The organism is Cryobacterium sp. M25, from assembly GCF_002929635.1.
GTDB lineage: Bacteria > Actinomycetota > Actinomycetes > Actinomycetales > Microbacteriaceae > Cryobacterium > Cryobacterium sandaracinum.
The window spans coordinates 215,899-229,945 of the sequence record NZ_PJJU01000058.1 but is presented as its reverse complement, the minus strand read 5'-3'; the positions used below and the strand labels follow the sequence as shown (position 1 = coordinate 229,945).

Annotated in this window: 13 protein-coding genes; 10 read left to right on the top strand and 3 right to left on the bottom strand. The window is 68.4% G+C overall.

What is annotated here, in order from left to right:
* Positions 1-9: 9 nt before the first annotated feature.
* From fdxA to CXY81_RS15460, 3 genes are all read left to right on the top strand, one after another.
* On the top strand, positions 10-327 hold the full coding sequence (gene fdxA / locus CXY81_RS15470) for a ferredoxin (RefSeq protein WP_104099174.1): 318 nt from the start codon (positions 10-12) through the stop codon (positions 325-327).
* Positions 328-334: 7 nt separating this feature from the next.
* On the top strand, positions 335-1,438 hold the full coding sequence (gene dapC, locus CXY81_RS15465; RefSeq protein WP_304481769.1) for a succinyldiaminopimelate transaminase: 1,104 nt from the start codon (positions 335-337) through the stop codon (positions 1,436-1,438).
* A 239-nt stretch (positions 1,439-1,677) separates the two neighbouring features.
* Positions 1,678-2,958, top strand: coding sequence for a citrate synthase (locus tag CXY81_RS15460; protein WP_369828413.1), 1,281 nt, complete (start codon positions 1,678-1,680; stop codon positions 2,956-2,958).
* 278 nt (positions 2,959-3,236) lie between these two features.
* On the opposite strand, the gene dapD is transcribed toward CXY81_RS15460, so the two are convergent.
* Positions 3,237-4,217 (bottom strand): 2,3,4,5-tetrahydropyridine-2,6-dicarboxylate N-succinyltransferase, encoded by a 981-nt coding sequence (gene dapD / locus CXY81_RS15455; RefSeq protein WP_104170882.1) that lies wholly within the window; start codon positions 4,215-4,217, stop codon positions 3,237-3,239.
* 17 nt (positions 4,218-4,234) lie between these two features.
* Here dapD and dapE point away from each other — a divergent pair, with 17 nt between their 5' ends.
* From dapE to CXY81_RS17620, 5 genes are all read left to right on the top strand, one after another.
* A complete protein-coding gene (gene dapE, locus CXY81_RS15450; protein WP_104195358.1) occupies positions 4,235-5,329 on the top strand; it encodes a succinyl-diaminopimelate desuccinylase in 1,095 nt (364 codons plus the stop codon).
* Entirely contained in the window at positions 5,305-6,522 is a 1,218-nt protein-coding gene (locus tag CXY81_RS15445) for a hypothetical protein (protein WP_233194210.1), read from the top strand. The genes dapE and CXY81_RS15445 overlap by 25 nt, the downstream gene beginning before the upstream one ends.
* A 63-nt stretch (positions 6,523-6,585) precedes the next feature.
* Positions 6,586-6,762 (top strand): DUF3117 domain-containing protein, encoded by a 177-nt coding sequence (locus tag CXY81_RS15440; RefSeq protein WP_104099180.1) that lies wholly within the window; start codon positions 6,586-6,588, stop codon positions 6,760-6,762.
* Positions 6,763-7,372: 610 nt separating this feature from the next.
* Positions 7,373-9,055 (top strand): HNH endonuclease signature motif containing protein, encoded by a 1,683-nt coding sequence (locus CXY81_RS15435; RefSeq protein ID WP_104195357.1) that lies wholly within the window; start codon positions 7,373-7,375, stop codon positions 9,053-9,055.
* Positions 9,056-9,101: 46 nt separating this feature from the next.
* Positions 9,102-9,548 carry an HNH endonuclease signature motif containing protein gene (locus CXY81_RS17620; protein ID WP_369828408.1) on the top strand — a complete coding sequence of 149 codons (447 nt, stop codon included), beginning with the start codon at positions 9,102-9,104 and terminating at the stop codon, positions 9,546-9,548.
* Positions 9,549-9,815: 267 nt separating this feature from the next.
* Here CXY81_RS17620 and CXY81_RS15425 read toward each other — a convergent pair whose 3' ends face one another.
* A complete protein-coding gene (locus CXY81_RS15425; RefSeq protein ID WP_104101036.1) occupies positions 9,816-10,448 on the bottom strand; it encodes an O-methyltransferase in 633 nt (210 codons plus the stop codon).
* 86 nt (positions 10,449-10,534) lie between these two features.
* Here CXY81_RS15425 and CXY81_RS15420 point away from each other — a divergent pair, with 86 nt between their 5' ends.
* The gene (locus CXY81_RS15420; RefSeq protein ID WP_104101037.1) at positions 10,535-10,915 is read left to right on the top strand and encodes a Sec-independent protein translocase TatB; all 381 of its coding nucleotides are present in this window, start codon (positions 10,535-10,537) and stop codon (positions 10,913-10,915) included.
* Positions 10,916-11,570: 655 nt separating this feature from the next.
* Positions 11,571-12,440 (top strand): polyphosphate kinase 2, encoded by an 870-nt coding sequence (ppk2, locus tag CXY81_RS15415; protein ID WP_369828412.1) that lies wholly within the window; start codon positions 11,571-11,573, stop codon positions 12,438-12,440.
* A gap of 41 nt (positions 12,441-12,481) precedes the next feature.
* Here the strand turns inward: ppk2 and CXY81_RS15410 are convergent, their stop codons facing one another.
* Positions 12,482-14,032, bottom strand: a complete 1,551-nt coding sequence (locus CXY81_RS15410; RefSeq protein ID WP_104169981.1) for a succinic semialdehyde dehydrogenase — start codon at positions 14,030-14,032, stop codon at positions 12,482-12,484.
* Between the last annotated feature and the right edge of the window lie 15 nt (positions 14,033-14,047).

Below are 14,047 nucleotides of genomic sequence, written 5' to 3'. Positions count from 1 at the left end.
CCCTCCAACGTGACATACGTCATTGCTCTGCCGTGCGTCGACGTGAAGGACCGCGCTTGCGTCGACGAGTGCCCGGTCGACTGCATCTACGAGGGTGACCGCTCGCTCTACATCCACCCCGACGAGTGCGTCGACTGCGGTGCCTGCGAACCGGTCTGCCCGGTCGAGGCCATCTACTACGAGGACGATGTGCCCGAGCAGTGGGCCGAGTACTACAAAGCCAACGTCGAGTTCTTCGACGACATCGGCTCGCCCGGCGGGGCGGCCAAGGTCGGCGTGATCCATAAGGACCACCCCATCATTGCCGTGCTGCCTCCCCAGGTCTGATTCAGCCGTGCTGAAGCCGCTCCCCGACTACCCGTGGGACCAGATGGTCCCCTTCGCCGCCCGGGCCCGGGCCCATGCGGGCGGCATCGTCGATCTGTCGATCGGTTCGCCGGTGGACCCGACGCCCGAGGTCATCCGCCGAGCGCTGGCCCAGGCCACCGACGCCCACTCTTACCCGCAGACCGCCGGCACGCCGGAGCTGCGGCGGGCGATCATCGACTGGTACGAGCGCCGGCGCGGCGTCACCGGCCTCACCGAGAAGAACGTGCTGCCGACCATCGGGTCGAAGGAGATAGTGGCCCTGCTGCCCTTCATGCTCGGGTTCGGCGAGGGTGACACCATTGTGCATCCGCTTGCCGCGTACCCGACGTACAGCATCGGCGCGGCCATGGCCGGAGCGGACGCCCTCGCCGCCGACGACCCCGCCGACTGGCCCGAGACGACGAAGCTGGTGTGGCTGAACAGCCCGGGCAACCCGGATGGCCGGGTTCTCTCGGTCGACGCGCTGCGCACGGCCGTCGCGCGCGCCCGGGAACTCGGCGCGGTGATCGTCTCCGACGAGTGCTACGCCGAGCTCGGCTGGACCGACGGGTGGGATGCCCGGCCGACCCCGAGCATCCTGGACCCCCGCGTCCTCGGGCAGGACCGGCACGATGTGCTCGCGCTCTACTCCCTGAGCAAGCAGTCGAACATGGCCGGCTACCGCGGCGCGTTCGCGGCCGGCTGCGCGGACCTGCTTGCCCGGGTGCTGACCGTGCGCAAGCACGCCGGCCTCATGCTTCCCGCGCCGCTGCAAGCCGCCATGGTGGCCGCGCTCGGCGACGACGAACACGTCATCGTGCAGCGTCGGCGCTACCAGGCGCGCCGCGAGGTGCTGCTGCCCGCACTGGTGGCGGCGGGCTTCCGCATCACCCGCAGTGAGGCCGGGCTTTACCTCTGGGCGACCGAGGGGCGCCCCGCCTGGGAATCGATCGGGCGGCTCGCCGAGCGGGGTATCCTCGCCGGACCCGGTCCGTTCTACGGCGACGGCTACCCGAGACACGTGCGCTTCTCCCTCACCGCCACGGACGAACGCATCGCGGCGGCTGCGACTCGGTTGCACGCTGGCTAATGCCCCATTTTCGGGAAATGTCAACTCTCACCAATGAAGAGTGGACATTCTTGGTGGATGCAACAGTAGGCGGTTGCGGCCATTAGGCTGTATCCGCGTTGACGTCTCCAGACACATCGGTGTGCTGTGGCCCATCGCCACAGACGGTCAGCCACCAGACGGTTAGGTAGTGATATCCAGTGACACTCAGTCAGACCCAGGGAGCCGCCGTGAGCGACATCGCCGAGCGAACGCCATCCATCGAACCCAAGCAGGCGACACTGTCGTTCCCCGGCGGATCCGCCGAGTTCCCGATCGTGCGCGGCACGGCCGGCGCCTCCGGCATCGATATCTCGACGCTGACCCGCAAATCGGGTCTGATCACCCTCGACTCCGGGTTTGTGAATACCGCCGCCACGCGGTCGGCGATCACGTTCATCGACGGCGAGAAGGGCATCCTGCGCTATCGGGGCTATCCGATCGAGCAGATCGCCCAGAACTCCAACTTCCTCGAGACCGCCTGGCTGTTGATTTACGGTTCCCTTCCTAGCGCGAGCGAACTCGAGGCCTTCGGCACGCGCATCCGTCGGCACACCCTGCTGCACGAAGACCTGCGCCGCCTCTTCGACGTGCTGCCGTACAACGCGCACCCGATGGCCGTGCTCTCCGCCGGCACCTCGGCGCTGGCCGCGTACTACCAGGATGCGCTCGAGCCCAACGACCCGGAGCAGGTCGAGCTGGCCACCGTGCACCTGCTCGCCAAGCTGCCCGTGATGGCGGCGTACGCCTACAAGAAGAGCATCGGCCAGGCATTCCTGTATCCCGACAACTCGCTCGGCTACGTGGACAACTTCCTGCGGCTGATCTTCGGCACACTCGCCGAGCCCTACGAGGTGAACCCGGTCGTCAGTAAGGCCCTCGAGCGCCTGCTGATGCTACACGAGGACCACGAGCAGAACGCGTCGACCTCGACCGTTCGCCTGGTCGGCTCCACTGAGGCGAACCTGTTCGCGTCGGTCTCCGCGGGCATAAACGCGCTTTCCGGGCCGCTGCACGGCGGCGCCAATGAGGCCGTGCTCAAGATGCTGGGCGAGATCAAAGCATCCGGCGAAGGCGTCGAGAAGTTCGTTGAACGGGTCAAGAACAAAGAACAGGGCGTTCGCCTGATGGGCTTCGGCCACCGGGTGTACAAGAACTACGACCCGCGGGCGACCTTGGTCAAGGAGAGCGCCGACGAGGTGCTCGCCGCACTGGGCGTCAAGGACGACCTGCTGGACATCGCCAAGGAACTCGAACACATCGCGCTCAACGACGACTACTTCCGGGAGCGCAAGCTCTACCCGAACGTGGACTTCTACACCGGCGTCATTTACAAGGCGATGGGCTTCCCGACCAGCATGTTCACGGTACTCTTCGCGATCGGCCGGTTGCCCGGCTGGGTGGCGCACTGGCGCGAGATGAACGAGGACCCCACGACCAAGATCGGTCGCCCGCAACAGCTCTACATCGGGTCGCCGGCCCGCGATTTCCCGCGCCGCTAGCCGCCGCGAGGCATCGCGCGCCCCCGCTGCCGGGATCGAACCAATTCGACGGAGATTCTGCCGAAAATGCCGGTTTCCGACCTGTTTAGGGCGATTTCGAGCAGAATCTCCGTCGAATTCGTCAGGGACCTGGGGCTGTAGTCAGGCGGCGCCTCGGCGATGATGGTCGGGTGCGTCGGTTCCCCTGCCACTCCCTTGCGACTGGCAGCGTACTCAGCGGAGGCGCCGCCGTGCGGGTTGTTTCGGTCGCGCTCGAGCGTCGGACCGGCCGCCCGGCGTCAGGCGTGCAGCTGGGCGTTCAGCACGATGCCGGTGCCGGTGCGCGCCAGCACCTCGACCGCGCCCGAGACCGAGTTGCGGCGGAAAAGCAGGTTCGCGACCCCGGAGAGTTCGACGGCCTTCACCGACGGCGTCGTGCCGTCGGCAGTGCGCGGCTGGCCCGGCAGCAGCACCTTGGTGCCGGCGGTCACATAGAGCCCCGCCTCGACGACGCTGTCGGCGCCGATCGAGATGCCCACCCCGGAATTGGCCCCGAGCAGGGCCCGTTCGCCGATGGACACCCGTTCGGTACCGCCGCCGGAGAGCGTGCCCATGATGGAGGCACCGCCGCCGATGTCGGCGCCGTCACCCACGACGACACCCTGAGAGATCCTGCCCTCGACCATCGAGGTGCCGAGGGTACCGGCGTTGAAGTTGACGAAACCCTCGTGCATCACCGTGGTGCCGGGGGAGAGGTACGCCCCGAGACGCACCCGGGACGCGTCCGCGATCCGCACCCGGTCGGGCGTGACGTAGTTCAGTAGCGGCGGGAACTTGTCGATTCCGGTCGTCTGGATGCCGTGGCGCTGCAGGGCAGGCCGCAGTCGGGTGAAGTCGGCGGGTAGCATCGGACCGGCATTCGTCCAGACCACGGCGGGCAGGTAGCCGAAGATGCCGTCGAGGTTGAGGGTGTTCGGGCGCACCAGCAGGTGCGACAGCAGGTGCAGGCGCAGGTAGGCATCCGACGTTCCGGCAGGCGCAGCGGTGAGGTCGATCTCGATCGTCACGGCCTCGATCCGCACCATTCGCCTCTGGTCCACCCCGGCGAATTCCTCGAGTTCAGACGGCACGATCCAGCGGTCGCGGCTGGCCGGCAGGGTTCCGAGCCGAGGTTCGGGGAACCAGGTGTCCAGCACCGTGCCGTCGCCGGCGACGGTGGCGAGGCCGTAGCCCCACGCGTTCGAGGGGGAAACGGATGTCGGGGGCACGGCGGAGGTCATGGCTCTAGGTTAGTAGAGTGCCCCAAAACACCGTGAACCTGGACCTGTCCGCGACCTCGATCGAGCTCACCCGGGCGCTCTGCGACCTCGAGTCGGTGTCCGGTAACGAGGCCGTCATCGCAGACGCGGTGGAACGCGCGCTGGCCGGGTACCCGCACCTCGACATCATCCGCGACGGCGACACCGTCGTCGCCCGCACCAACCTGGGTCGGGCCCAGCGCGTGATCATTGCCGGCCATCTCGACACGGTCCCGCTGAACGACAACCTGCCGACCCGGTTCGAGACCATCGATGGCGTCGACTATCTCTGGGGCCGCGGCACCGTCGACATGAAGGCCGGCGTGGCCGTGCAGCTGAAGCTGGCCGCCGAACTGACCGCGTCCAGCGTCGACGTAACGTGGATGTGGTACGACCACGAGGAGGTTTCCGACGACCTCAACGGCCTCGGCCGCCTCGCCCTCAACCGGCCCGACCTCTTCGCGGGCGACTTCGCCATCCTCGGTGAGCCCACAAACAGTCAGATCGAGGGTGGCTGCAACGGCAACGTGCGCGTGGAGATCCGCACCTTCGGGCTGCGCGCCCACTCCGCCCGCAGCTGGGTCGGAGACAATGCCATCCACAAGATCGGGCCCGTCATCGACATCCTGGCGGCCTACGAGCCGCGGCAGGTCGAGGTCGAAGGCCTCGTCTACCGCGAAGGCCTCAACGCCGTCGGCATCGGCGGCGGCATCGCCGGCAACGTCATCCCCGACGAGTGCATGGTGCACATCAATTATCGGTTCGCCCCCAGCCGTACCTCGGCGGAGGCCATCGTGCACCTGGAGGAGCTCTTCGCGGGCTACGAGATCACCGTCGTCGACCGGGCCGAGGGTGCCCGGCCGGGCCTGGACGCCCCGCTGGCCCTGCAGTTCCTGACCGCGGTCGGCGGCGAGGCCAAGCCCAAGTACGGCTGGACGGATGTCGCCCGCTTCTCCGCCCTGGGCATTCCCGCCGTCAACTACGGCCCCGGCGACCCGCTGAAGGCCCACGCCGACGACGAACGCGTCGCCCTGGCGCAGATCACGGACTGCGAGGACGGCCTTCGCGCGTGGCTGACCACAAGCGTCGGGTAGCCGTGGCGTCGTCCGGCTGGAAGGCCGGCTACCGGCTCACGCCGTGGTGGGCCCTGGTCGCCCTGATCTGGGCCGCGTCCCGGCTCGTCACGACCACCCTGGTGCTACTGCTCGCGAATGTGCAGGGCGCCAACCCGTGGACGGGCGCGTCACCCGGCTACGCGGAGTTCGCGAACATGTGGGACGCCCGCTGGTACAACATCGTCGCCGTCGCGGGCTACCCGTCGACACTGCCGCTCACCGCCGGCGGGGAGATCGCGGAGAACGCCTGGGCCTTCATGCCCGGCTACCCGGTGGTCGTGCGCCTGCTGATGGTGCTCCTCGGGCAGCCGTGGGCACCTGTGGCCGTATTCGTGTCCCTGGCCGCCAGCCTCGGCGCCGCCCTGCTGTTCTACCGGCTAATGCGCACTGTACAGGCCTCCGGGACGGCGTTGTTCGCGGTGGTGCTGTTCTGTGTGGCCCCGATGTCGCCCGTGCTGCAGTTCGGTTATGCCGAGTCGCTGTACCTCTTCCTGCTCACGTTGGCTCTTCTCCTGCTGCTCGAGCGGCGGTATGTGCTGCTGTTCCCGGTGATCGCCGTGATGGCGCTGACCCGGCCCAGCGGCCTGGCCTTCGCGCTCGCCCTGGGGCTGCACGTCGTGCACCGCTGGCTTGCCCGGAAACAAGACCCGTTTTCGGTGCGCGAACGGTTGCTGGCGTCTTCCGTTGCCGTGTTCAGCGGCATTTCCGGCCTGGCCTGGCCGGCCATCGCCTGGGTCGCCACGGGGTCGATCACGGCCTACACCGACACCGAGCTGGCCTGGCGGTCGGCCTACATCGGCTACCAGGAGCTCGTTCCGTTCACCGCCTGGTTCCAGGGCGGTGTCTGGTGGCTCGGGATGCCGCTGGGCATCATCGTTGTCTCGGGGCTCATCCTGGCGTTCGGCCTGACCCTGTTGCTGCCGGCGGTGCGCCGACTGGGCACGGACCTGCGGTTCTGGCTCGCCAGCTACGGCCTCTACCTGCTGGCGGTGTTTTTCCCGCAGTCGAGCACCTTCCGCCTGCTGATGCCGATGTTTCCGTTGTTGGGTGCCGTGGCGCAGCCGCGGAGCGCCGTGTACCGGGTGGGCATCGTGCTGCTGTTCATCGCCGGACAGTGGGGCTGGCTCCTGCTGTGCTGGGGGGTCGACGGAGCGGACTGGACACCTCCCTAATTACAGTCTCAGCCCGTAATGGCAGATAATGGAAGTTCAGACGAATGAATGGAAGGGGAGTTCATGGCGGCCATGAAGCCAAGGACCGGAGACGGGCCAATGGAGGCTGTAAAAGAGGGGCGCCTTATCATCGTGCGTGTTCCGCTCGAAGGTGGAGGCCGACTTGTCGTCTCTGTGAACGACGCTGAAGCCAAAGAGCTTCACGATGCCCTCGCCGGTGTAGTCCAGCCGACCGTATAGTTCCAGGATCGGCCGCGCAGCTCAGGCTGTGCGGCCGATCTTTTTTGCCGACCTGGAGCGGATGAGTTTCCCGCGGACAGCCGTCGCACCGCCCGTAGGAGGTACCCGTCACCAGGCCCGCCACTCGCATCCGTCGGCACGTAAATGCGGAGAATTTTAGGAAACGCCGGTTTGGGCGCCATCAGTCCCGGCGTGTCGCGTATTTCTCCGAGTTAACGTCACAACGGATGCCCCGGGCTGGCTGCGCCCGCCGCCGGTGGTTGAGCGTGCCGAAACCCGGCGGTCCAGCCTGCAAACCCGCGCCGCACCATCCGTGCCCCGCGTCGCCACCCCCCTGTCACCGAATTGATTAGAACAGGAAGACTAAACTCAACAGTTATCTTTCCTCATCTATTGACTCCAACTTAGAACGTGTCTACGATGTAGGCATGGCTGGAGCCCCCACTCCGCACCACCCCACCGCCTCACCGCAGGCGGTGCCTTCCCTCGCGCAGGCACCCCTCGCGCAGGCACCCCGTGCACACCTCGTGCAGCAGCTCCAGCAGGCCCGTGACCTGGCCGCGGCCGTGCTGGACTCGGTGTCCTTCTCCCTCCTGGGCGAGGCGNCTCGGTGTCCTTCTCCCTCCTGGGCGAGGCGGACGCGATGATGGTGCTCGGCACGGTCGAAGACCTCGGCCGCCGGGTCGATGCCGCCAGGGTGGCCTCTGCCGCTGACATTGCGGTGCGGTGCCGCCGTATCCTGGGCCATGAGTCCCTGGCGGATAAGAACGGGGCCAGTAGCGGCATCGACCTGATCACTCGTCTGACTCGCGTCTCTTCTCGTGAGGCGAACCGGCGGGTGCGCCTGGGCGAGAACGTCACCGCCCGCCGGGCGGGCACCAGCATGTTGCCGCCCTACTACCCGGCCGTGGCCGATGCCCTCACCGCCGGGGACCTCGGCGTCGACGCGGCCGAGAACATCGTCACGGCCCTCGACCAGGTTNCCGCTGACATTTCGGTGCGGTGCCGGCGCATCCTGGGCCATGAGTCCCTGGCGGATAAGAACGGGGCCAGTAGCGGCATCGATCTGATCACTCGTCTGACCCTCGTCTCTTCTCGTGAGGCGAACCGGCGGGTGCGCCTGGGCGAGAACGTGACCGCCCGCCGGGCGGGCACCAGCATGCTGCCGCCCTACTACCCGGCCGTGGCCGATGCCCTCACCGCCGGGGACCTCGGCGTCGACGCGGCCGAGAACATCGTCACCGCCCTCGACCAGGTCGCGGCCCGGGTCGCGCCCGACGACCTCGGCACCGCCGAGCGCGCCCTGGTCGCCAGCGCGACCGGCGCCGTCACCGAGGAAACGGTCGGCCTCCCGGGTGAGGGGTTCGCGTTTCCTGCGGACCTGGTGCGGGGTATGGCGGGGCAGTGGCAGGCTCGCCTCGATCCCGACGGCACCGCCCCGAACGAGCCCGTCGCCGAAGCCCGCAGCACTGTGGGCTTCGGGCTCTTCCGCGACGGCCTCTACCCGCTTCGCGGCGGCGTCACGTCGGAGCTCCGCGGCATCATGAACGCCATCTTCGACACGTATCTCTCCGCTCACGCGGCGCCGGCATTCCCCACGGCCGAGGAACAGGCGCGCATGGCGGCCGGGCAGCTGATCCCGGGCGCCGAGGCCGCGGCCCTCAGTGACGACCGTAACGGTGGTCAGAAGCGCGCCGACATCCTCCGCGGTGTGTTCGAGGCCGCCACCCGTGACGCGGGAACCCCGACCATGGGCGGCGCCGCCCCCACCGTCATGATCCACGTCAACCAGGCCGACCTGGCCGCCGACCGCGGGGTGGGCTGGATCGACGGCGTCGAAGCCCCGATCTCGCTGACAAGTGTGAAGCAGGCGCTCTGCGCCGGCGGATTTCAGGAGATCGTGTTCGGCCTGAGGAACGAGGTCCTCAGCCTCAGCACCGAGAATCGTTTCTTCAACCGGGCCCAGCGCCGCGCCATCGCCGCCCGCGACGGCGGCTGCACCATCCCCGGCTGCACCGTGCCCGCAGCCTGGTGCGAAGTACACCACGTGATCCCCTGGCACCGCGGCGGCAAAACCGAGATCACCAACGGGGTACTCCTCTGCTGGTACCACCACCACAGCATCGACACCTCGGGCTGGAACATCCGCATGATCCGGGGCACACCCCAAGTCCGGGCACCCTACTGCTACGACCCCACCCGCACCTGGCGGCCCGCCGGGGAACACCGGGCAGGGGCTCCGGCAGGGCCTGGATCTCGGGCCGGATCTCGGGCAGGCTCTCGGGCACGCTGACCAACGTCAACGACAGCCACTATGGCCGAGTAACCACCAGCAGTCGGTGGTTGACGTGGTGCAATGCGGCGGGCCCCGTACCGGGATCTCGACAGGCTCGACCAGCGTCAACGCGCGTCACCGGCACGATGGAATCGCTCCACCGGCCTTCCCACAGCGGCTCGACCACAGCGGCTCGACCACGGTGGNCGCCGCCCGCGACGGCGGCTGCACCATCCCCGGCTGCACCGTGCCCGCCGCCTGGTGCGAAGTACACCACGTGATCCCCTGGCACCGCGGCGGCAAAACCGAGATCACCAACGGGGTACTCCTCTGCTGGTACCACCACCACAGCATCGACACGTCGGGCTGGAACATCCGCATGATCCGGGGCACACCCCAAGTCCGGGCACCCTACTGCTACGACCCCACCCGCACCTGGCGGCCTGGGGGAGGGAACCCGGCCAACCGGGCACGGCCTCGGCCTTGGCAGGCTCGACCAACGTCAGGGTAAGTCCCCCGGATCGGGTCACCGGTCTCGGCAGGCACGACCGACGTCAGCTTAAGTCCCCGGCCGCGAGCGACCTGAGCCCGGTGGTCGAGGTCGTCGAAACCAGGCGGGCCATCTTCCGAACCCGGCCCGGGCATCCGTTAGCGCGGGTGGCGACAACGGATGCCGGTGTGGGGGCCTCCGAGGCCGGCGCACCGGGTCTCGACAGGCTCGACCACCGACAGGCTCGACCACCGATCGGCTCGACCACCGGAGGGTGTGCTCGACCGTCTAGGCGCGGAGCTTGGTGATCTGCAGCAGGCCGTCGCCCACAGGGGAGAGGGCACTGATGACTGCGGTGGACGAGGCGATGACGGTCAACAGGGTGCGGAAGCCGGTCGCCACATCGTCGCGCTGGGCCGGGTTGGCCACGCGGCCGCGCCAGAGCGCGTGGGCCACGAGCACGGTTCCGCCCGGGCGGGCCAGGCGCAGGGCATGCTCGACGTACTCGATCACGCACTGCGGATCGGCGTCGACGAACACAATGTCGTAGGAGTTCTCGTTCATGCGCGGCAGTACGTCCGCTGCCCGGCCCGTGATCAGGCGTACCCGGTTCGCGGGGATGCCGGCTTCGGCGAAGTTGGCTTTGGCGTGCTGCTGGTGGTCGACCTCGGTGTCGATCGAGGTGAGGGTGGCGCCGGGGGCGCCGGTGAGCAGCCAGATGCCGGAGACGCCGGCACCGGTGCCGACCTCGAGAATGCTCCGGGCCCCGGTGGCGGCCGCGATCACGGCCGATTGAGCGCCGACCGCCGGAGAAATCGCGTCGATTCCGAGTTCGAGGGACTGCTGTCTGGCCCGCGCCACAGCGTCGGACTCCACGACTGAGTCGTCGGAGAATTTCCAGTTCAGATCTTTGTCAGACACAGCGCAACTCCAGTAGGTGAATGGGTCAAGCCTAAGGGGGGCCGGGCATGGTCCGGGGAGGCCTCGCCGGGGGTTATTCTGGGGGAATGTTCGGTTTGACCTTCGAGAAGATATTACTGATCGGGATTGTCGCCGTCTTCCTGCTCGGACCCGAACGGCTTCCCCACTATGCCGCCCAGCTCGCCCGCCTCGTGAAGCAGCTCCGGAACCTGGCCAACGGAGCCAAAGACCGGATGCGGGACGAGATGGGCCCGGATTTCGACGACGTCGACTGGAAGAAACTCGACCCGCGTCAGTATGACCCGCGCCGCATCATCCGTGAAGCTCTCACCGACGAAGACGAGCTGAAAGGCCAATCGGCGACCGTGTCGCGGGCGGTGCCGAATCCCGACGGCGCCTATCTGCAACGCAAGCGCGCCAGGGAGGCCGCCACGCTGCCGGCGCCCTTCGACTCCGAAGCCACGTAGCCACGTAGCCACGCAGCCACGTGGCCAAACGAACTAGGTGACGAGCACACCGGACGCGGCGTATTCGAGCTGGCGGACGTCGGGAACGGGTACGTTGGGCAGGTTGGGCAGGTTGGGCAGGTCGGGCACGTAGACCCGCGACACGGGCTGAGTGCGCTCGGATCGTGTTCCCGACCGCTGCGATGACCTCGCCGGACAGCCCGAATCACGAGAAGTCGTCGTCGACTACGATCAGGCGCCCGGCCGGAAAGAGCGATGCGCGGAAGGTCCCCTGGTTGGCCGCACCCTCGCCGGTGTCCGCCACGGCCACTCGGTCGTTGCCCAGCCGGGAAGGGGCGACGGCCTGTCCGACGGCGGGCGATAGATCGTCGGCGATGATTCTCGAGCAGGAGAAATGCGTGCCGGGGTCGAACAGGTGTATGTGCCACCCGAGGCTGAGGCCGAGGGCCGGGCGGTGAGCGGGCGGTGAGCGGCGCAGTGCGCACCAGAATATGCAGGCCGGGCCATACGGGCGATGCGTGCACGCTACGCTGAACCCACGTATCTGAGGAGTGTGACCGTGTCGAAGCCGTCGAACACCCACGCGAAGCCCAAGCGGGTGCCGCTGCCCGTCTACTCCGCCGAGTTGCGCAATCTGCAGACCGAGTTGGTCGCCATGCAGGAATGGGTCAAGGAGTCCGGGGCCCGCATCGTCGTGATCTTCGAGGGCCGGGACGCGGCCGGCAAGGGGTCCGCGATCAAGCGGGTCAGCGAGTTCCTCAATCCCCGCGTCGCCCGGATCGTCGCCCTGCCGGTGCCGACCGAGCGCGAGCGCGGCCAGTGGTACTTCCAGCGGTACATCGAACACCTGCCCTCCACGGGTGAGATCGTGCTGATGGACCGCTCCTGGTACAATCGCGCCGGCGTCGAACACGTGATGGGGTACTGCACCCCCGACGAGTACCGCCGGTTCCTGCACCAGGCGCCCCTCTTCGAACGGATGCTGGTCGAAGACGGCATTCTGCTCGTCAAGTACTGGTTCTCGGTGTCCGACACCGAGCAGGAGAGGCGGTTCCGGTCACGGCTGAACGACCCGATGCGCCGCTGGAAGCTGTCTGGGACCGACCTTTTCTCGATCACGAAGTGGGTCGATTATTCCCGCGCCAAAGACGAGATGTTCGTGCACACCGATCTGCCGGAGGCCCCATGGTGGGTCGTCGAGAGCGAGGACAAGCGGGCCGCGCGCCTCAACATGATCAGCCACCTGCTGTCGATCGTCCCCTACACTCATCGCGAGCCGCCCCAGGTGACCATTCCGACTCGCCCCGCCGGCTCGGAGTACGAGCGCCCGCCGCGCGAGCTGAACCGGCCAGTGCCGGACATCACGACCACGCTGGGAAAGCCCACGGCGAAGCCGAAGGGCAAGGCCAAGATCAAGAAGAACGCGAAGAAGGCGACCAAGGCGGAGGCGGCGAAGCTGGCGCCGGAGAAGGCGGCCCAGCAGGCGGCCCAGCAGGCGGCGGCGTCGGCCAAGCTGACCGTCTGAGCCGGGTTCGCGGAGCCGGGTCACGGCTCTGCTGCCCGGGGTCAGCGGCGGCGGATGCCCTTCAGCACGGCCGCCAGCAGCAGCATCGGCCCGGCCAGCCGCTCGAAGTCGTGGCCGGTGCGCGGCAGCTGCACGAGACCCGTCGGGCGCGCGATGGTGACGGCGTCCACGAACCTGAGCAGTCCCTCCGGGCCGTTGCGTCGGCCGAGACCGGACTGCTTCAGGCCGCCCATCGGGGCCGCCACCGAGGAGAACGAGCCGCGATAGCCCTCGTTGATGTTCACGCTGCCTGCCTCGAGGGCCCCGCCCACGCGCAGAGCCCGCCGCACGGAACCGGAGAACACCGACGCGTTCAGCCCGTAGTCGCTGTCGTTGGCGGCCAGGATGGCGTCCTGCTCCGAGTCGATCACGGTGACCGCAACCACAGGGCCGAACGTCTCGCCGGCGAAGCACTCCATCGCCGGGGTGACCCCGGTCAGCACGGTGGGTTCATAGAAGAACGGTCCCAGGTCGGGGCGGGCACGGCCCCCGACCTCGACCGTGGCGCCGTGGGCGACCGCGTCGGCCACCTGCGCGCTCACCCGGTCCAGCTGGGCCTGCGAGGTGAGGGAACCGACGTCCGTCGTGTAGTCGTAGTCGGCGCCGAGCCGGAGCGACCGGGTGACGGCCACGAATTCGTGCAGGAACGCGTCGGCCACACCTCGCTGCACGAAGATGCGCTCAATCGACACGCAGAGCTGGCCCATCGCCGTGAAGCAGGCCGGGGCCGCGTCGGCGGCCGCGCGGGCCGGGTCGGCGTCGTCAAGCACGATCAGCGGGTTCTTGCCGCCCAGCTCGAGCGAGACGCCGGTGAGGTTGCCGGCCGCCTGCGCCGCCACCCGCTTGCCCGTCGCGGTCGACCCGGTGAAGCAGACGTAGTCGGCCTCCGCGGTGACCGCCCCGCCGATCTCCGCGCCGTCGCCGACGACCACGGCCCAGAGCTGCTCGGGCACGCCGGCGTCGATGAATGCCTGACGCAACGACAGGATGCTCAGCGCACCCTGGTCGTCGGCCTTCTGCACCACACCGCAGCCGGCGGCGAGGGCCGGCACGACATCCATGGCGGCGAGGCTGAGCGGGTAGTTCCACGGGGTGATCACGCCCGCGATGCCCTTGGGCCGGTAGCGCACAGTGGCCGTGATGACGAGCGGGATCGCGGAGTGGCGGCGCCCGCCGCGCAGCACGCGCGGCGCGGCGAGGGCATTGAAGCGGGTGACGCCGGCGGCCTGGAAGACCTCCTCGAAGGCCTGGCCGCGGGTCTTGCCGGTCTCCGCCTGCACGGTGTCCTGCAGCAGCCCGCGGCGCTCGAGGATCAGGTCGTGCGCGCGCAACAGGATCGCCCGGCGCCGTGCGAACCCGGCCCGCGCCCAGGCCAGCTGGGCCAGGCGTGCCTGCGCGTAGGCCGCCTGCACGTCGGGCAGCCCGCTGACGGGCAGCTCGTGCAGCACCTCCCCGGTGAAGGGCGCGATCACGGTGACCGTGGCCCCCGTCGTGGAACGTATGGAGCGGGTGAGAGTCGTGATCCCGGCAGGGTCGAGGGGGGAGGCAGGCATGCCGAAAGTCTAGGT